14 protein-coding genes and 1 tRNA gene are annotated in these 18,734 nt (G+C 63.5%); 7 read left to right on the plus strand and 8 right to left on the minus strand.

Features of this window, described 5'->3' with window-relative positions; all coding sequences use genetic code 11:
* Positions 1–123: 123 nt before the first annotated feature.
* A complete protein-coding gene (locus tag KCN53_RS08685; protein WP_088712727.1) occupies positions 124–1,206 on the minus strand; it encodes an anhydro-N-acetylmuramic acid kinase in 1,083 nt (360 codons plus the stop codon).
* Positions 1,207–1,262: 56 nt separating this feature from the next.
* Here KCN53_RS08685 and tyrS point away from each other — a divergent pair, with 56 nt between their 5' ends.
* Positions 1,263–2,483 (plus strand): tyrosine--tRNA ligase, encoded by a 1,221-nt coding sequence (gene tyrS, locus KCN53_RS08690; RefSeq protein ID WP_088712726.1) that lies wholly within the window; start codon positions 1,263–1,265, stop codon positions 2,481–2,483.
* 51 nt (positions 2,484–2,534) lie between these two features.
* Here tyrS and recG read toward each other — a convergent pair whose 3' ends face one another.
* The gene (recG, locus tag KCN53_RS08695; RefSeq protein ID WP_088712725.1) at positions 2,535–4,610 is read right to left on the minus strand and encodes an ATP-dependent DNA helicase RecG; all 2,076 of its coding nucleotides are present in this window, start codon (positions 4,608–4,610) and stop codon (positions 2,535–2,537) included.
* 61 nt (positions 4,611–4,671) lie between these two features.
* Here recG and KCN53_RS08700 point away from each other — a divergent pair, with 61 nt between their 5' ends.
* Both KCN53_RS08700 and mfd read left to right on the plus strand, forming a co-directional pair.
* The gene (locus KCN53_RS08700) at positions 4,672–4,941 is read left to right on the plus strand and encodes an FAD assembly factor SdhE (protein ID WP_224199681.1); all 270 of its coding nucleotides are present in this window, start codon (positions 4,672–4,674) and stop codon (positions 4,939–4,941) included.
* Between the two features lie 19 nt (positions 4,942–4,960).
* The gene (gene mfd, locus KCN53_RS08705; RefSeq protein ID WP_088712723.1) at positions 4,961–8,431 is read left to right on the plus strand and encodes a transcription-repair coupling factor; all 3,471 of its coding nucleotides are present in this window, start codon (positions 4,961–4,963) and stop codon (positions 8,429–8,431) included.
* Between the two features lie 30 nt (positions 8,432–8,461).
* On the opposite strand, the gene KCN53_RS08710 is transcribed toward mfd, so the two are convergent.
* Both KCN53_RS08710 and KCN53_RS08715 read right to left on the minus strand, forming a co-directional pair.
* A complete protein-coding gene (locus KCN53_RS08710) occupies positions 8,462–9,106 on the minus strand; it encodes a DsbA family oxidoreductase (protein WP_088712722.1) in 645 nt (214 codons plus the stop codon).
* Positions 9,106–11,190: a putative bifunctional diguanylate cyclase/phosphodiesterase gene (locus tag KCN53_RS08715; RefSeq protein ID WP_088712721.1), complete on the minus strand. Its 2,085-nt coding sequence runs from the start codon at positions 11,188–11,190 to the stop codon at positions 9,106–9,108. Before KCN53_RS08715 ends, KCN53_RS08710 begins: the two co-directional genes overlap by 1 nt.
* A 125-nt stretch (positions 11,191–11,315) precedes the next feature.
* Here KCN53_RS08715 and moaA point away from each other — a divergent pair, with 125 nt between their 5' ends.
* From moaA to KCN53_RS08735, 4 genes are all read left to right on the plus strand, one after another.
* Positions 11,316–12,320, plus strand: coding sequence for a GTP 3',8-cyclase MoaA (gene moaA / locus KCN53_RS08720; RefSeq protein WP_207790648.1), 1,005 nt, complete (start codon positions 11,316–11,318; stop codon positions 12,318–12,320).
* Positions 12,317–13,090, plus strand: a complete 774-nt coding sequence (locus KCN53_RS08725; protein ID WP_088712719.1) for an NAD kinase — start codon at positions 12,317–12,319, stop codon at positions 13,088–13,090. The genes moaA and KCN53_RS08725 overlap by 4 nt, the downstream gene beginning before the upstream one ends.
* Before the next feature lie 89 nt (positions 13,091–13,179).
* A tRNA-Asn gene (locus tag KCN53_RS08730) sits at positions 13,180–13,254 on the plus strand.
* A 179-nt stretch (positions 13,255–13,433) separates the two neighbouring features.
* On the plus strand, positions 13,434–15,575 hold the full coding sequence (locus tag KCN53_RS08735; protein ID WP_088712718.1) for a methyl-accepting chemotaxis protein: 2,142 nt from the start codon (positions 13,434–13,436) through the stop codon (positions 15,573–15,575).
* A 75-nt stretch (positions 15,576–15,650) separates the two neighbouring features.
* Here the strand turns inward: KCN53_RS08735 and KCN53_RS08740 are convergent, their stop codons facing one another.
* The 4 genes from KCN53_RS08740 to KCN53_RS08755 form a co-directional block, all read right to left on the minus strand.
* Positions 15,651–16,436 carry a succinate dehydrogenase iron-sulfur subunit gene (locus KCN53_RS08740; protein ID WP_088712717.1) on the minus strand — a complete coding sequence of 262 codons (786 nt, stop codon included), beginning with the start codon at positions 16,434–16,436 and terminating at the stop codon, positions 15,651–15,653.
* A 130-nt stretch (positions 16,437–16,566) separates the two neighbouring features.
* Complete coding sequence (locus KCN53_RS08745) at positions 16,567–17,277, minus strand: sensor histidine kinase (RefSeq protein WP_088712716.1); 711 nt, start codon at positions 17,275–17,277, stop codon at positions 16,567–16,569.
* The gene (locus tag KCN53_RS16170) at positions 17,267–18,316 is read right to left on the minus strand and encodes a DUF2336 domain-containing protein (RefSeq protein ID WP_088712715.1); all 1,050 of its coding nucleotides are present in this window, start codon (positions 18,314–18,316) and stop codon (positions 17,267–17,269) included. The genes KCN53_RS08745 and KCN53_RS16170 overlap by 11 nt, the downstream gene beginning before the upstream one ends.
* A gap of 92 nt (positions 18,317–18,408) precedes the next feature.
* Positions 18,409–18,705, minus strand: a complete 297-nt coding sequence (locus tag KCN53_RS08755; RefSeq protein ID WP_088712714.1) for an Hpt domain-containing protein — start codon at positions 18,703–18,705, stop codon at positions 18,409–18,411.
* Positions 18,706–18,734 lie beyond the last annotated feature (29 nt).

Genomic DNA, 18,734 nt, shown 5'->3' on the forward strand with positions numbered 1-18,734 from the left:
AGGCGTTCGGGACGCGATCACAGCCCATGGCCACCAACGGGATCAAAAGGACAATCGCTCTCATGAGAACACGATAGCGCCAACAGCGCCTATCGACCACCACCGCCATTATGAGTTCACGACCTAGCTGACCGCGTGTAGGCGGCCGCCAACAACCGGCTCGCGCGGCCCGCTGATTTCGGGAAAGCTGGTCGGCAGGCCGCGCAGGTGCCGGACTGCGAACCAGGCAAAACCTTCGGCTTCCATAGCGTCTCCGCGCCAGCCAACTGCTTCGACCGGGCTGGTTTCAGTTCCGGTCGCGCCGCCGATCCGCCGCATCAGTTCCGCATTGTGGCGTCCACCTCCAGTTACCAGAATCCGCTGCGGCAGGGACGGCAGATGCGAAAGTGACAGACGCACGGTTTCAGCGGTGAAGGCCGTCAGCGTGGCGGCCCCGTCCTCCAGCGAAAGGCCCCGCACGGCCCCGATTGAGAAATCCTGCCGGTCGAGCGACTTTGGCGGCGGACGGTCGAACCAGTCTAGATCGAGCATGGTATGAAGCACATCTTCGTGCACGGTCCCGGCCGCGGCAAATGCGCCGTCCCTGTCGAATCGCCCGGCCCCCTGTTGCTCGACCCAATCGTCTATAAGCGCGTTTCCCGGCCCGGTGTCGAAGGCCAGTAGCTGACCATCCGATCCCAAAAAGGTGATATTGCCCACGCCGCCTAGGTTCAAAATGGCGACAGCGCCATCCAGACGGCCTGTGAGCGCCCGGTGATAGGCGGGCAGAAGCGGCGCACCCTGCCCGCCCGCAGCCACATCGGCAGAGCGAAAGTCGTCGACCGTCTCGATCCGCGTCAATTGCGCAAGCAAAGCGCCTTCTCCGATCTGCCAGGTCCACCCCTTTGCAGGGCGATGGGCAACGGTGTGGCCGTGAAAGCCGATAACGTCCGCACCGGACCCCAGTGCTCCCACTGCCTCGGCATGAATCATCGTCAGCCGGCGCGCCACGCGAGCGATACCGTCATCCGGCGCGCGGTGATCCAGAACTGCCGCGCGCTCCACGACACGGCGTAAGTCGGCACGAAACTCGTCGTCATAGGGAACGGAGTGAAAGCCGAGGGGGCGGATCAGATATTCGCCGTCAGTCTCGATCAGCGCGGCGTCCACGCCGTCCATCGACGTTCCCGACATCAGGCCAATCGCGCGGTACATCCGGCTACTCATGCAAACCTCCCCATGCTAAGCGCCCGCCTCTTCCCGAGATACAAGCACAAGCGATCATGACCGAATTCACGTCCGATCTCCTACGCCTGCTCGACGAGCGCGGCTACATCCACCAGCAGACCGACCCCGACGCGCTGGACCGCCTCGCCGCATCTCAGGTGGTCCCGGGATATATCGGCTTCGACCCGACGGCGCCCTCGCTGCACGTGGGCAGCCTCGTCCAGATCATGATGCTGCGCCGTTTGCAGCAGGCCGGGCACAAGCCCATCGTTCTGATGGGCGGCGGCACCGGAAAAATCGGCGATCCAAGCTTCAAGGATGAGGCCCGCAAGCTGATGACTGGCGAGGTCATCGCGGCAAATGTCGCGTCCATCCGCACGGTCTTCGAGCGTTTCCTCACCTTCGGCGACGGTTCGACCGACGCGGTCATGGTCGACAATGCGGACTGGCTGGACGCGCTGGAATACATCCCCTTCCTGCGCGACATCGGCCAACATTTCTCGGTCAACCGAATGCTCAGCTTCGATTCGGTGAAGCTGCGCCTGGACCGCGAACAGTCGCTCAGCTTTCTCGAATTCAATTACATGATCCTGCAGGCGTACGATTTTCTGGAGCTGTCACGCCGGGCGGACTGCCGTCTGCAACTTGGCGGTTCGGACCAGTGGGGAAATATCGTCAACGGCATAGAGCTCACCCGCCGCGTCGACGGGCGTGAGGTCTTCGGCCTGACCACGCCGCTGATTACGACGGCTGATGGCGGCAAAATGGGCAAAACGGCAGCCGGGGCCGTCTGGCTGAACGAGGACCAGCTTCCCGCCTATGACTATTGGCAATTCTGGCGGAACACTCAGGACGCCGACGTTGGCCGGTTCCTCCGCCTGTTCACGGATTTGCCCATTGACGAGATTCGCCGACTGGAGACGTTGGAAGGATCCGACATCAACGCGGCGAAAGAAGTTCTGGCGAACGAAGCGACGGCTATGTGCCGAGGAGATTCGGCTGCTCAGGCTGCCGCGGAAACGGCCCGCCGAACCTTTGCCGAGGGCGCCGCGGGGGGCGACCTGCCTGTGTTCGAAAGCTCGGAACCGGTAACGATCGTCGACGCTCTGGTCGGGATCGGCTTCGCCGCCTCGAAGGGGGAGGCTCGCCGCCTGATCAAGCAGGGCGGTGCGCGCATCGAAGGTGAGGCGGTGGCCGATGAAACCGTGCTGCTTTCGGCTGGCGAGCAAAAGCTGTCGGCGGGCAAGAAACGTCACGGCCTCGTTCGGGTCGGTTGACCTGCAAACACCCCAGCGGTTCACTTATCCTGACCGGATACAGGTCCATCGTCAGCCAGACTTGAGTGTCTGGATCGCGCTGTCCCGCTCGAACAGGTAGAGGAGCTGGCGCATTGCCTCTGCGCGTGGGGAGCTCTCGAACCCACCTTCGCGTTCGAGAAACAGGCGCGCATCGTCCATGGCCACTCCGGCCAGCTTCATGATGTCTTCCGCGCGGGCGGCTTTATAGGCCGCCTGACCCGATTGCCTGGTTCCCAGAAGCTCACCGCCCCCGCGAAGTTCCAAATCCTTTTCAGCGATTTCGAAGCCATCGTTCGTTGCGCGCATCAGCTTCAGTCGTTCGCGGGCGGTGTCGCTGAGTTCGGAGGAGCGAAGCAGCACGCAGCTGGATTTCCCGCCCCCGCGCCCGACCCGTCCGCGCAGCTGGTGAAGCTGAGCAAGGCCGAAACTTTCGGCCTTCTCGATCACCATCAGCGTGGCCTCCGGCACGTTGACGCCGACCTCGATGACCGTGGTCGCCACCAGCAGCTGAATGTCGCCGGCCGCGAATTTCGCCATCACGGCATCTTTCTCCGGGCCGGGCATCTGCCCATGAACGAGCCCCACGCGCTCTTTCCCGAATCGGCGCGCCAATGCGGCTGCGCGCGTCTCCGCGGCCGCGCTTTCTCCGCTCATGTCCTCTTCGCTAACGAGCGGACAAACCCAATAGGCCCGCCCTCCCTGATCCATCAGCCGACCAACGCCAGCAGCGACCTCGTCGAGCCGTCCCATGCTGATGACGGCGGTTTCCACCGGCTCTCGGCCGGGCGGCATCTGGTCCAACCGCGATTCGTCCATTTCCCCGAACTGGGTCAGGGTAAGCGTGCGCGGGATCGGCGTTGCCGTCATCACCAGTAGGTGCGGCGGCGCCTTAGCCTTCGCCGTCAGCGCCATGCGCTGATTGACACCGAAACGGTGCTGCTCGTCGACGATAACCAGGCCCAAATCCTTATAGCTGACCGCGTCCTGGAAGATGGCATGCGTACCCACCAGGATATCGATATGCCCGGCCGCCAGCTCAGCGAGGATGACGTCCCTCGCCTTGCCCTTGTCGCGGCCAGTCAGAATAGCGGTACGAACGTCCATCCCGGCGAGCATCTCCCTCAGGCTCTCAAGATGTTGGCGCGCGAGAATTTCAGTAGGGGCGAGCATCGCTGCCTGACATCCCGCTTCGACCGCGCGCAGCATCGCGGCGAGTGCCACCGCCGTCTTGCCGGACCCCACATCGCCCTGCAGCAGACGAAGCATCGGCGTGTCGGCGCCAAGGTCGCCAAGGATTTCTCCGATCGAACGGTCCTGCGCCCCCGTCAGCCGGTAAGGCAAATTTTCCTTCAGCCTGGTAAGCAGCGCCCCATCGCCGGTAAGGGAACGGCCCTTGCGCCGGCGTGCCGCCTGCCGGATCACCAGAAGCGCAGCTTGGTTCGCCAGTAATTCGTCATAGGACAGCCGCTCACGCTCACCCGGCTCGTCCTCCAGTGCGTGCACCCGGCGGAGCGTATCCGCCCAGGCGTGCCAATCCTGCCGCTCGACGAAACCGGGGTCGGCCCATTCGGTAAGACCGGGGACCGTTTTCAGCGCTGCATCGACCAGCGTGCGCATGCGCTTGTTGGTAACGCCTTCCGTCAGGGGGTAGACTGGCTCGCGCTCGGGCAAGGCGTCCGCCTCTTCCGGGGGGACAACAAAGTCCGGATGAACGATCTGCGCGCGGTCGCCATAGAGGTCCAGTTTTCCTGAGACGAGGCGGCTCTGCCCGACGGGAAACTGCTTCAGTGCATAGCCGCCGCGATCATGGAAATAGACCAGCGTTACCTCGGCACCTGCGGGGTCGCGGCAGACGATGCGCGAAGGGCGGCGCCCATTGCCCTGCTCGTGCCGCTCGGCCGTCAGGTGAATGGCGATCACGTCGCCCTCGGCGGCCTCCGATGCTGCGTCCACCCGTCGCCTGGTGATTGCGAACGCGGGCAGATGGTAGACTAGGTCGATAACCCGCTCGATTCTCAGGCGCGCGAGCTGCTTCGTCAGGCGCGGCCCGACGCCGTCCAGAGTGCCGACTGCGGCAAAAAGGGGATTGAGGATATCAGGGCGCATGAATAGCTCGGCTCCGGTGACTAGCAGTTCCCCGCCCCCCACCGGAAGAGACGAGAACGAGATCGTCGATCCGCTCGCCGCGCGCCGTCGCCGCCTTCACTACCGCTCGTGGCATCGCGGTACGAAGGAGGCCGACATTCTGATCGGCGGTTTTTGCGACAAGCACCTTGCCGATTGGGGCGAGGCGGAAATTCAGTGGTACGAGCAACTGCTGGAGGAAACGGACGTGGACATCATGGCGTGGGCCATCGGAACCGCGCCCGTGCCCGAACGCTATCAAGGCGAGATCATGAGCGCGATGCAGGCGCTCGACTATCTGTCCACCCCCTGACCTTTCCGAAGGCTGACACTTGACGACATTCGACCGGATTGCCGGCGCCGATGCGCCGCTTGTCATCGGCGGCGCGCCGCAGGGCTATCACCCGCTACTGTTGAGTGAACTGGCGCGGCGGGCGGGCGAGGATGACGGCCGTGCAGTCTACATCGCACCCGAAGACCTGAGCGCGGCGACGGTGGCGGAGGCCGCAGGCTTCTTTGCGCCAGAGATTGAGATCGTTCAGATCCCTGCATGGGACTCTCTTCCCTATGACCGCGCCTCCCCCTCCCTGAAGGTGGCCGCCGACAGGGCCGCGGGCCTTGCCCGGCTGAGCGAGCACCGGCGTGGTCCGCAACTGGTGGTGACCACGATCAACGCCGTGCTCCAGCGCACGCTAAAGGCGGCGCGGCTCGGAAGCCTGACCGCGTATCTTGCCGCCGGCGAGAGCATTGATCCCGAGGACCTGATTGCCCGCCTGGTCTCGAACGGCTTCGTCCGAACCGATACAGTGCTCGAAAGCGGTGAGTTCGCGGTCAGGGGCGGTATCCTCGACCTGTTTCCGGGCGGCCGTGACGAGGCCCTGCGACTGGACTTCTTCGGCGACGAAATCGATTCGATGCGTCGCTTCGATCCTGCCACGCAGAGGACAACCGGCGATGCAGAGCCGTTCACGCTGCGGCCAGTCAGCGAAGTGCTGCTGACGGAAGACGCAGTCTCCCGCTTCCGCCGCGCCTATGTCGACCTGTTCGGAAGCGAGGGAACGTCGGACCCGTTATACCAGGCTGTCAGCGAAGGCCGGCGCTTGGCCGGCATGGAGAACTGGCTGCCCCTCTTCGAGGAGGAGATGGGGACCCTCTTCGACCTGCTCGACGAGCGTGACATTGTCGTCGCTGCGGAAGGCGTCCCGCCTGCCGCCGCCCAGCGGTTCGAAGCCATCGAGGACTATCACGACAACCGGGTACGTGCGCTGAAGGGCGAGGCGGGCACCTTCCGCCCGCTACCGACCGACGCGCTTTATCTGACCGAAAGCGAATGGGCGGCCCGCCGCGACCAGGCCCCGGTGCATATGGCCAGCGCCTTCAGCGAGCCGGAGGACGCCGGACGCGCCGTTGAGATGGGGGTGAAGGCGTCGCGAGACTTCGCGCCCGAGCGGGCGGCCCAGGACAACCTCTACACTGCCTTTGCCGCGCACGCCGAGGCGCTGCGGAAAGACGGGATCTCGCTTCTTCTGGCCGCTTACACCGAGGGCGCACGCGCGCGCCTGGCATCGCAGCTTTCGGATAATGGGTTCGATAGCTGGAAGGAGATCTCAAGCTGGGCCGAGGCGGACGCGCTCTCAAACCAGGTCGGCCTGGCCGTGCTTCCGATCGAACATGGGTTTCTGACGGAAAAGCTGTCCATCGTCAGCGAGCAGGACCTGCTCGGCGACCGGCTGGTTCGGCGCGCACGCAAGAAGCGCAAGACCCAGGCCTTCATGGACCAGTTGTCTATGATGGTGCCAGGCGACCTTGTCGTGCACCAGGATCACGGCATCGGCCGCTATGAAGGGCTGACCGCGATCGAGGTGGGAAGTCAGCCGCACGACTGCGTCCAGCTGACCTACGCCGGCGACGACAAGCTTTATGTTCCCGTCGAGAATATGGACGTCCTGTCGCGTTATGGCGCGGGGTCGGAGACGGTCGTTCTCGACCGGATGGGCGGCGCCAACTGGCAGGCCCGCAAGGCGAAGGCGAAGGAACGCATTCGCGAGATTGCGAACGAACTGATCCGCACGGCGGCGCTGCGCGCGCAGCGTGAAGGAAAGGTGTTCGATGCCGATGCAGGCCAGCTCGGCGCCTTCGTCGACCGGTTCCCCTATGAGGAAACCGACGACCAGTTGAAAGCGGTCGACGATACGCTGGAGGACCTGGCGAGCGGCAAGCCCGTCGACCGGCTCATCGTCGGCGATGTCGGCTTCGGCAAGACCGAAGTCGCGCTGCGGGCTGCCTTCGTTGCCGCCATGGAAGGACAACAGGTCGCCGTCGTCTGCCCCACGACGCTCCTAACCCGCCAGCATTACCGCCAGTTCAGGGACCGGTTCGAGGGCTTCCCGGTCGAAGTAGGTCAGATTTCCCGGCTTGTTTCGCAAAAGGAGCAGAAGCGGGTGAAGGAGGGGCTGGCGAGCGGAGAAATCGACATTGTCGTGGGCACCCACGCGCTGCTTGCAAAGGCGATCGACTTCAAGCGGCTGGGGCTCGTCATTGTCGATGAGGAACAGCGCTTCGGCGTCGCTCACAAAGAGCGGCTGAAGCAGATGAAGACCGACGTCCATATGTTGACGCTGACGGCGACACCCATTCCGCGCACGCTGCAGATGGCCATGAGCGGCATGCGCGACATGTCGCTGATCGCAACGCCCCCCGTCGACCGGCTTGCGGTCAGGACCTACGTTATGCCGTGGGACCCGGTTGTCATGCGAGAGGCGCTGCTGCGCGAGCATTTCCGCGGCGGGCAAAGCTTCCTGGTCACGCCCCGTGTCGCCGATATCCCCGAACTGGAAGAGTTCTTCCGCGAATGGGTGCCGGAAGTGAAGTATGTGATCGCGCACGGCCAAATGAGCGCAGGTCAGGTCGAGGAGCGCATGAGTGCCTTCTACGACCATGAATATGACGTTCTCGTCTCCACGACGATCGTGGAGAGCGGCATCGACATTCCCAGCGCCAACACCATGATCATCCACCGCGCCGACATGTTTGGCCTGGCGCAGCTCTACCAGCTGCGCGGGCGCGTCGGCCGGTCGAAGACCCGCGCCTACGCCTATATGACAACCCCCGACGACAAGGCGCTCGCACCGACAGCGCAGAAGCGCCTGCAGGTCCTGTCGAGCCTCGATTCGCTCGGTGCCGGCTTCCAGCTCGCAGCCCAGGATCTCGATATCCGCGGCGCCGGTAATCTGCTCGGCGACGAGCAGTCGGGACACATCAAGGAAGTGGGCTTCGAACTTTACCAGTCGATGCTGGAAGAGGCGATGCTGACAGCCAAGGCGCACGACGCCGGGCTTGACGCGCCGCGCGAGGCATTCTCGCCGCAGATCAACGTCGATGCCGCGATCCTCATCCCTGAGGACTATGTGTCCGACCTCAATCTGCGCATGTCACTGTACAAGCGGTTGGGGGACATCGAGGACGCCGAAGATGTCGATGCCATGGCTGCCGAACTTGTCGACCGCTTCGGGCAACTGCCCGACGAGGTGAAGAACCTGCTTCAGGTCATCGAGACGAAAATTCACTGCAAGACCGCCAATATCTCGAAGATCGAAGCCGGCGCGAAGGGAGCTCTCATCACGTTCCACAATGACGAGTTCGCCCGTCCGGAAAAGCTGATCGGCTTCGCTCAGAAAAATGCCGGTGTCGTGAAGCTGCGGCCCGACCACAAGATGTTCATCCAGCGCGACTGGCGCAGCCCCCAGCAGCGGCTCACCGGAACTCTCAAAGTCTCGAAATCGATGGCCCGCCTCGCCGGATAAAGCGACGGGCTAGCGGTCAGTCCTCTACGGTCAGTCCTCTGCGGTCAGGCGTTCCACGGCCTCGGCAATCGCCTCGGGCGTCTGTGCGCCGACCAGCATGCCCTTTCGCTCTATCAGCTGGGCGGGCACGCCGGGAACTCCGCGTGCCTGAAAATCCTCCGCTTCATTTTCCACCGCCGCCCGGTCGGCATCGCTGGCAAGAAGCTCTCTCACCAGGTCGGCATCGAGCCCGGCCTCCGCTCCGATCTCAGCCAGAACGTCGGTCTGACCTATGTCTTGGCCGCGAGAGAAGTAGGCGCTGAACAGACCTTCGGCGACCTCGTCGCCCACACCCTGCCCGCTCGCCCATTTGCTGAGGCGATGAGCGTCGGTCGTGTTGGGCACACGCTCGACCTGGCTATAGTCGATGGAAAGGCCGACCGACTCGGCAGCCTCCGAAATGGCGCGGCCGGCATCGCGGCTCAGCCCCTCTGCCCCGAACTTCATACGCATCAGCGCATCACGCTCCATCCCTTCCGGAGGCAGACCGGGGTGCAGCATATAGGGGTGCCAGATCCTCTCGACCGGCCGGGTGCGCGCGAACGCGTCCACTCCGCGCTTGCCGATCCAGCACCAGGGGCAGACGAAATCGCTGATGACGTCGATACGAACGGGGGGAGCCGATATTTCGGCCATCAGCTATTCGCCACCTTCTTGCCGGCGGCCTTGTTCCAGTGCCGGATGAACGGCACCATCTCATCCGTCGGCATCGCCCCCGCGCACAGGAAGCCCTGATACCAGTTGCAGCCCGCGCGGATCAGCAGGTCGAGCTGCGTTTCGCTTTCCACGCCTTCTGCGACCACCGTCATGTCGAGCGAACGCGCCATGTCTATGACGCCGCGGACGATGATCTTGTCGCGGGTTTCGCCGGTAATGTCAGCAGCGATTCGCTTGTCGATCTTCAGATAATCGAGCGGCAGCGCCTTCAGATAGGCAAGCGAACTGTAGCCCGTTCCGAAATCGTCGATGGCAATGCGAATGTCGCGCCGTTTCAGCGCCGACAGCATGTCGGCGGTATGCTCGAGATTCTCCACCAGGCTCCCCTCGGTGATCTCCAACGTCAGGCGATCGGGCGGAAAGTTCGCCTGGGAGAGCGAGTCGATCAACGAAGAGACGAACTCCGTGTCGCGCATGTCAGCCGCCGTCACGTTCACCGACAGGCGCAGATGCTGCATGTCGCTCGGCCAGCTGGCCGCCTCGCGGAAGGCCTGCCGCAAGATCGACCGGCCGAACTCGACACCGAATTCACCGCGTTCGGCCGTGCTGAGAAGCGTATCGGCCGTCAACTGGCCGTAGACCGGATGTTCATAGCGCAGCAGCGCCTCGACTCCGACGATCTGGTTGTTCGAGGCGTCCACCTGCGGCTGGTAGCGAAGGTCGAGTTCGCCGCTGCGCGCCGCGTCGCGAACCGACTGCTCCAGGGTGGCCAGCCTGACGGGATCGGTGTCGTGGCCGGACAAGTAGACCTGAAAGGCATTTGGCCCCAGGGACCGGGCGGATGCGAGTGCGGACGTCGCCGCGCGCAGCAACTCGTCGGAGCTGGTCATATCCGGGTCGCTGGCCGCAATGCCGATTCGGCAGGACAGATAGATTCGCCGCCCTTCGATGATGAACGGCCGGTCGAAGATGCCCGACACGAGCTGAGAGAAAAAGACGCCCTGGTTCAGCTGGATCGGACCGAAGAAGACGACGGCAAATTCCGTTCCCCCGAGGCGCGCGGCGACCGTATTGTCGAAGCCGCGCTCCTCGATCAGACGCCGCAGTCGCCGCGAGACGGCCTGCAGCAGCAGGTCGGCGACATGCCTGCCGAAGGATGCGTTGATCTGGTCGAACCGCGAGAGGCCGATGAGGACCGCGATAGCCCCGACCTGAGGGTCCCGGTCGGCGACGAGCGCCTCGTCTATGCGGGCACGAATACTGCTCAGCGAGGCAAGTCCGGTAAGCGAATCGAAGTGCGCGGACAGCCGCTTCTGGGTCGCGGTTTCGAAGATGTCCTCGACGGCCGCCATGAGGCCGCTGAACTCACCATTCTCACCGTGAACCGGGCTGACATGATGCACGAGCCGAGTCTTCTTGTCGGGCAGGTTCAACGGATGATCGACCGGACCGCTGACCTCTGCCTCGAGTAGCGGTCGCATCGCCGCACGGAAGTCCGCAAGTTCCCTGACAGGAAGAAGGCGGGCCAGCATTCGAAGCGGGACCTCTTCGGCACCCGTAAGCCCCAGAAGCGCACTGAGGTCGTCGTTCAGACGAACCGTGTTCGACCCGGCAGACCAGTACCAGCGCGGCGATTGTTGCAGATAGTCCTGCGCCTGGGCGAGCGCCGCCTCGGTACCACTGGTGCGCATCCGTTCGATCATGCGCTCAGCAAAGCGCAGCGCTGACAGCAACTGGTCGCCGCCGAATGGGCTGACGAGATAGTGAGTCGCGCCGACCTCGTAGACACGGTCGAGCGACTGCGCATCCTTTCGCGACAGCAGCACGAGCATAGCCCCGCGCCGGTCCGCCACATGCTGAGACAGTTCGGCAGCCTTGGCGAGGCCCAGTTCGATCGCGCCCCGCGCGTCGACGAGGGCGATGAAAGCCGAGGAATTCCGGTAGGCGCGCCCGACATCGGAGTCTGGCGCCGCGAGCAGCACAGACTTCCCCGCCTGCTCGAGAACGGCCTTTACCTCTCGCTCGTAGCGGATCGACAGGAGGAGGACGGGTGCTTTTTTCATCTGCCCCGCAACATTAAGCGCATGGGATCACCCTAACACAGTCTTTTCACGTGTTAACACGCGACTTGGCGACCATCGTAGCTATTGTTTGTACGCTACGCCTTCGATAGCCGGGCCCTATGAACATGGGCCAAGCGCCAAATCTCGTCGATGCCTTCGGGCGGACGATCACATATTTGCGGATTTCGGTCACCGACCGTTGCGACTTCCGTTGCACCTACTGCATGGCGGAAAATATGACATTCCTGCCGCGCAGGGATGTCCTGTCCTTCGAGGAAATCGAGACCATTGCACGCGCCTTCGTAAAGCGCGGCGTGACCAAGATCCGCCTGACGGGCGGTGAACCGCTGGTGCGACGCGATATCGCAAAGCTGCTCGATCGGCTCGGCGGACTTCGGAGCGAGGGGTTGTCGGAGCTGACCCTGACCACCAACGGGAACCAGCTCGAGAAGCACGCCGTCTCCCTGCACGAGGCCGGCGTCCGGCGCATCAACGTCAGCCTGGATACGCTGGACGAGGACCGGTTCAGGTCGGTGACGCGCTGGGGCAAGCTGGAAAACGTGCTTTCCGGAATTCGAGCCGCTGCCGCCGCCGGCCTTTCGGTGAAGATCAATACGGTGGCTCTGCGCAGCCTCAATGAGGATGAACTCGGCGACATGGTCGCTTGGGCTCACGGCGAGGGCCATAGCATCACGTTCATCGAAACGATGCCGATGGGTCAGACCGACCGGGACCGCGCAGACGACTACCTGCCCCTCTCGGTGGTGAAGGAGCGGCTCGCCGAGCGATTCACCCTGTCGCCTCTCGTCAAGTCCACCGGCGGACCGGCGCGCTATTTCCGCAGCGAGGCCACCAGAGGCGATGTCGGCTTCATCACTCCCCTCACCTATAATTTTTGCGCCGGCTGCAACCGTGTCCGCCTGACCGCCAAAGGCGAACTGTTCATGTGTCTGGGTCAGGGGGATCATGTCGATCTGCGCGCGCTCGTGCGGCAGGACCCGGCCGGCTCGCTTCTCGATGCAGCGCTCGACGAGGCAATGCGGCTGAAGCCTGAAGGCCATGATTTCACGATCGAACGAGGCGCGAAAAACGTTGCCGTCGACCGCCATATGAGCGTGACAGGCGGATGAGCCAGCCGAAGCTCGGCCTTCTGGCGTCTCCTACCGCGCCCGCCCGCGCCGCCCGCGAACAGCTCGAGGGTCTGGCGGACTGGGTTGAGCCGGAACAGGCCGATATCCTTGTGGCCCTGGGCGGCGATGGTTTCCTGTTGCAGACTCTGCACCGCATGCTCGCCGAAGGACGGACGGTGCCGGTTTTCGGCATGAACCTCGGCACGGTGGGGTTCCTGATGAACGAGTTTCGGGCCGAAGGGCTTGCCGACCGCATCAAGGCGGCGAAACGGTTCAAGCTGCACCCCCTCATCATGGAGGCCCGGTCGCTGGCCGGGGACAGGCAGATTTTCCCCGCTATCAACGAGATTTCCCTGCTGCGTGAGACGCGCCAGACCGCAAAGATCGAGATCCAGATAGATGGGCGCGTTCGCATGGAGGAACTTGTCTGCGACGGCGTCCTTGTCGCCACCCCAGCGGGATCGACGGCCTACAACCTGTCCGCCAACGGCCCGATCCTTCCGCTCGGCAGCGACCTCCTCGCCCTCACCCCGATCAGTCCGTTCCGGCCGCGCCGCTGGCGCGGCGCCATCCTGCCGGCAAAGTCGCGCATAGAATTTCACATGCTCGAAGCCGGCAAGAGGCCCGTGTCCGCCGTCGCCGACCAACGTGAAGTCCGCGACGTCGCCTCGGTGACGGTGAGCACCGACCGGACCGTAACGCTCGAGTTGCTGTTCGACCCGGATTATGCACTCGACGACCGCATCGTGATGGAGCAGTTTCTCGCCTGATCGGTTCTACAACCGCCCCCTCGGAAGAAAATTGCGGACGGGTCTTGGCACCGCGCCAGCCTGTTGATATAGCGCCGCCTCTCCGATGATCCCCGGTAGCTCAGCGGTAGAGCAATCGACTGTTAATCGATCGGTCGTCTGTTCGAATCAGACCCGGGGAGCCATTCTTCCATTCGGATGGATCTGCGGTCGGCGCGCCCAAAGCGGTGCGCCGACCCGCAACCCGGTATCCGCCAGCGGGCCCCGTTTCGGGTTCGAAAGCCTGACCCGACATTAACCTTAAGCTAAATCCTCCACTGCTACTCTGCCCCGCGTATCGAGTGCAGCGTGAAAGACTGGTCGAATGGCGGCGGGGCGTTTCTCAAGCATCAGGACACGCGTAAAGCGCGCGTCATCGCAGTTGTTCGCGGTAATGGATGCGCACACGCGCGACTGGTCGGTCAGCCGCAAGCTGGGCGGCATGATCGGCCTGTTCGCCGGCTTCCTCGTCGTCAGCAGCCTTATCCTAATCTTCTGCATCGTGCGCACCGGCCACGCCCTGCAGGAGGTTCGGACCATTACTGCAGTCAGCAGCAGTCTTTCGGACGCCAACGCCGCCGCCGCACATGCGCAGAGCCGGGCGAAGGACTATGTGATCACACCAAATGCCGAACTCGGTAACGCCGTCGTCGAGGAAATGGAAGCCGCTCAGGGCATCGTACGGAACGTCGACGCACAGCTTGGCGCCGGCGCTCTGAAGCAGGATGTCGCCGCCATGAGCGAGCTGTTGGCCCAAGAAAGGCAGAGCTTCGAGTCGATCAGCCAAGGGCAGACCCAGATTTCCGCCGAGGTAACGCCCATTCTCGACCGAGTGGGCGTGCAGATCGGCAACCGCCTCACTCGCTTCGTTGAGCGTTCCTTCGCGGCCGAGGACTACCCGGCATCACTCGCCGCGACGAGGGCGCTCGATTTCTACTCCAAGGCCCGGATCGACGTGAACCGGTACAGGATCACCGGCGAAGAAGAGGCAGTTCTTTCAGCTCGCCGGAACCTCCTGGACCTGGAGGATTCGCTCAACCGCTTGTTCGAGGCGGCGGACGGGACGGGGCTCGTTTCGGAGGCCGATTCGGTTATCGAGGATGTCGTCAGATATGACGCCGCCTTTGCTCGGCTGCTGGAAATCTCGCGGCAGCGGGATGCCGATGTGAGCGAACTGATCGAAGTGCTCGGGCCGGAGTTCGAGAGCACTGCCGCCCGCGCAAACGACCGCGCGACGGCGCTCCTGAACGCCGCCACACAGAATGCCCTCATCAACATGCGCTGGACTCTGGCGGCGCTGATCGTGCTTGCGCTGTTAAGCGTGATCGCGGCCCTGCTCGGCCATGCGGGAGCCCGCATGCTCGTCGGCGAGCCGTTCCTGCGCCTCGCCGACACCATGATGCACCTCGCCAGCGGGCGGAAAGACATCAGACTTGAGACGTCCGATCGCAAGGACGAACTGGGGCAAATGGTTCGCGCAGTAGCCGTCTTTCAGGAAAATGCGCTCGAAGTCGAAAAGCAGAGGGAAGCCGCCCGGTTGTCGGAAATCCGCGAACGCGAGAATGAAGACCGCCGGCGGCGGGAACGCCAGGCTGAAAAGGAGCAGGCGGAGGCTGACAAGCGCCGGGCGATCGAGGAGCTTGCCGACGCGTTCGAAAACAGTGTTCATTCAGTGACGGCGGCCATCAGTTCCGCGGCGAGCCAGATCGAACTCGGATCGCAGCAGGTCGCCAAGGCAGCAAAAGAAAATGCGGTCATGACGGCCGACGTGGCCGCAACAGCGCAGCAGTCCAGTCAGAATGCGATGGCGGTCGCGAACGCGTCCGAGGAGATGGCCCGCTCGATCGCGGAGGTCTCGACTCAGGTCATCGAATCTTCCGGGCGCTCCCAAAGTGCGGCGGAACGCGCTCGCAGGACCGACCAGATCGTGCAGGGGCTGGCAGGCGATGCAAACACGATTGGCGATGTCGTCGATCTGATCAACTCGATCGCCGAGCAGACGAACCTGCTCGCGCTTAATGCCACCATCGAAGCGGCACGTGCGGGCGATGCCGGCCGCGGCTTTTCTGTCGTCGCCGGAGAAATCAAGGCGCTCGCCAGTCAGACGAGCAAGGCGACGCTGCAGATAGCCGAGCGCGTAAGCGGAATTCAGAGCGTTTCGGGAGAAGCGGCCGAAGCCATCGAGGCGATCGGGCGGGCTGTGGGAGATATCGACAGCATCGCCGCGACCGTCGCCTCCGCCGTAGAGCAGCAGTCGGCCACGACGAGCGAAATCGCGATGAACACGCAACAGGCCGCTGCGGCCTCAGAAGCCGTCGCCCTTAATATTTCCAAGGTCCGCGATGGAATTGAGGAGACGGGCATCGTCGCGGAACAGGCCCTGAGCGCCGCGGGAGAACTCACCGCACAGGCGGTCGAGCTGCAACGCCAGGCGAATGCCTTTCTCAGCCGCGTGCGCGCAGCCTGACGAAAAGTTGCCGCGCCACCGGGCATCGGTCCAAAGTTCGGCGCCTATTGCTGGCAGCGGGCTCCGCCCGTGACGTCAGACTTGGCGCTCGACGACGAGCTTCTTGATCTCGGCAATCGCCTTGGCCGGGTTTAGGCCCTTCGGGCAGACATTCGAGCAATTCATGATCGTGTGGCAGCGATACAGGCGGAAGGGATCTTCCAGCTGGTCGAGCCGCTCACCCATCAGCTCGTCGCGTGAGTCCGCCAGCCAGCGATAGGCCTGAAGAAGGATTGCCGGGCCTAGGAACTTGTCCTGATTCCACCAGTAACTCGGACAGCCCGTCGAACAACAGGCGCACAAAATGCACTCGTAAAGGCCGTCGAGTTCCTCACGCTGTTGGGGAGACTGGATCCGCTCCTTGCCAGCCGGCGGGGGCGTCTTCGTCTTCAGCCACGGCTCGATCGACGCATATTGGGCGTAGAAATGCTTGAAGTCGGGCACCAGATCCTTGACGACTTCCATGGCCGGCAGCGGCGTGATCCGCACCGTGCCGCCCAGTTCGTCGATCGGCTGGATGCACGCCAAGGTGTTCGTGCCGTTGATGTTCATCGAGCAGGAGCCGCAAATGCCCTCGCGGCAGGAACGACGGAAGGTCAGGGTCGGGTCGACCTCGTTCTTGATCTTGATCAGCGCGTCGAGAACCATGGGCCCGCAGTCGGCCAGGTCGAGAACGTAGCGGTCGAAACGGGGGTTTTCGTCGTCGTCTGGCGACCAGCGATAGATTTCGAAGGTCTTCGGCGTCTGCGCGTTCGCCGGCGCCTCATAGGTGCGCGTCTTGCCGTTTATCTTGCTATGCGCCGGAAGCGAGAACTGAGCCATGTGATCCTCGTAATACTCTCATTTCGAATGCAGATAGACGCAGGCGGGTATGAAGGGCAACCGGACATCTCCGCTTTGGGACAACGCGCCGCGTGGAACGCGAAGACGCACCTGGCGAAGTAAGGTGTCTTCAGCCCTCGGTCTTGCGAAAGAACAGGATCACTGTAGCCCCGCCCATGCGGCTGTCGCCCACATGAATGTCACCGCCGATCGACCGCATATAGTCGCGTGATATCGACAGCCCCAGCCCCATGCCATCCGCCTCGCTGGTGAGCCGCTCGTAGCGGTCGAAGACCCGCGCTCTGTCGTCATCCGGGATACCGGGACCGGTATCGGATACGGCCAGCGAGACCCTGCCGTCTTCTTCCGACATTTCTACACGGACGGGGCTTTCGGAGGGTGCGAATTTCAGGGCGTTGCTCATTACGTTCAAGATAGCCTGCCGGACCCTGAGGGAGGCCCCTGCGACAATCGGTGCCGCCGTCTGCCGAGCAGGCCATTCCAGGGTAATCTGACGTGCCGCGGCGAGCGGCTGGATCAGGGTCGCCACGTCGTCGAGCATCCTGCCGAGATCGACTTTCCCCCGCTGCTGACGGTTGGCTCCGACCGCCGTAAACTCGTCGGTGACACCGGAGAGATGCGTCGCCGCTTCCCGGATATCGCGGGCGTAGCGTGCGTAATGAGGATGAGCGCCCTTGTCGGCATGGGCTCCCAGCCGGTCGGCCTGGGCACGAATCGTATCGATATGCGACTGGAAGGGACGCTCCAACCCCATCGGCGGTCGCTTGGTACGCCAACGCGTTTCATCCGCCGGGTTTTTCGTGGGCAGATCAATCAGCATTGCGGACCATTTGCGCGTGAGCGAGGCGGAACTCCCGGTTCAGGCGCCACCATTCGAGCGAGGCGTTGGCGTCGTCGCGGTCCAACCGGTCGAATGCATCCTTGGCGCCCCTGACCGCCTGCCGGTAGTCTTCGTCCCTGCCCCCAGCCCAGCGCAAAAGTGCGATGATCCTGGCGCCAGCCTGATTCCCGAATCCGGTTGCCGCAAGATAGGCCGCCTGCACATCCGGCTCTCCGCGCAAAAGGAGAACCCAGGCCGTACCTGTAGAGACCCGGCCTCGTACAGCGAGAGCAGCTACGGCCAGCAGCACTTCGCCCTCCGCAACGAGGCGGAGCACAAACCCGTCGGTCAGTTCCTCTCGCTCCTCGAGCCTTTGCATCAGCATTACTGCGGCGTGCTGGGCCGAACGAACGATGTCGCGTTCGGCGATCAAGCGCTCCACGGCGCCGCAGATCATCCGCACCGTTGCTGTGTCCTGTCCTCGTGCGAGTTCGGCGGAGAGCAGCCAGTACAGCCTCTCCGCAAGTGCCGCTGGCAGTTCGTCCATCAGCAGACGCGGTTCCTCGCCGCAGCGCAATTCCATCAGGCGTGAGAAGGTCAGAACGGGGCTGCGAACCTGCGCGTCCTCATATTCGGCAAGGCGCGCCAGCATCGGCCCGGAGATCGCCGCATCCAGGTCGAACGCGATCTCGTCGAGATTGGCCAGCCGTTCGGCTACCAGATGCTCCTCCGCCCGCTGGACGAGGGCAGCACTCAGTTCGGCATCACGCACACCCGGCGACCCGAGCATGCGGTCGAGCGCACGGCTGATATCCAGGCTCTTTCCGAAGTCCTCGATATCGTACAGCAGGCGTTCGGCGACGCAGGCTAGCAGCGAACGAAGTGCGGACAGCGCAAGCGCCCGCAAATGGTCGGTAACCACAGGGATCGTGCGGTCGAACAAGAGGTCGGGATACCGGCCGAGCGCAGCCGGAGGGAGCCCGGCATCGCGCCACCGCGGCGCCGGCCGATCACCCTGCCGCCGGCTCTCGTCAATCACGCGTACATCTCCCGGCCTGGATCAGGACGGGTTCTAGAAAGCAATACTTTCCAAACCGATAACGTGTGGGTCGTGCCCGGCGCAGGCTGGTCCTAGGCGTCGATAAGCTGGCCGAACTCCTCAGCAAACACAGCATCGATCTCGGCCATCAGTTCCCGCAGCAGGTGAGGGTTCCGTTCGGCCGACACTGCGAGCGCCGCAAGTCGTTCCGACCCGATGCCGAGCGCGCCGCCCTTGAGCCTGTGGGCGAACTGCCGAACCTCATCGTCACTCTCAGCGTTCCTCAACAGTTCAATCGACTTGGAGAGACTCTGGGCCAGATCGGCCAGCAACTGCATCAACAGCTCTTCGTCATCCCCCGCGATCTCTCTCAGCGCGGTTGGCACCATCCCTCGACCCCAGTGATTGCGGATGCACA

This window comes from Pacificimonas aurantium, from assembly GCF_020092905.1.
Classification (GTDB): Bacteria; Pseudomonadota; Alphaproteobacteria; order Sphingomonadales; family Sphingomonadaceae; genus Pacificimonas; species Pacificimonas aurantium.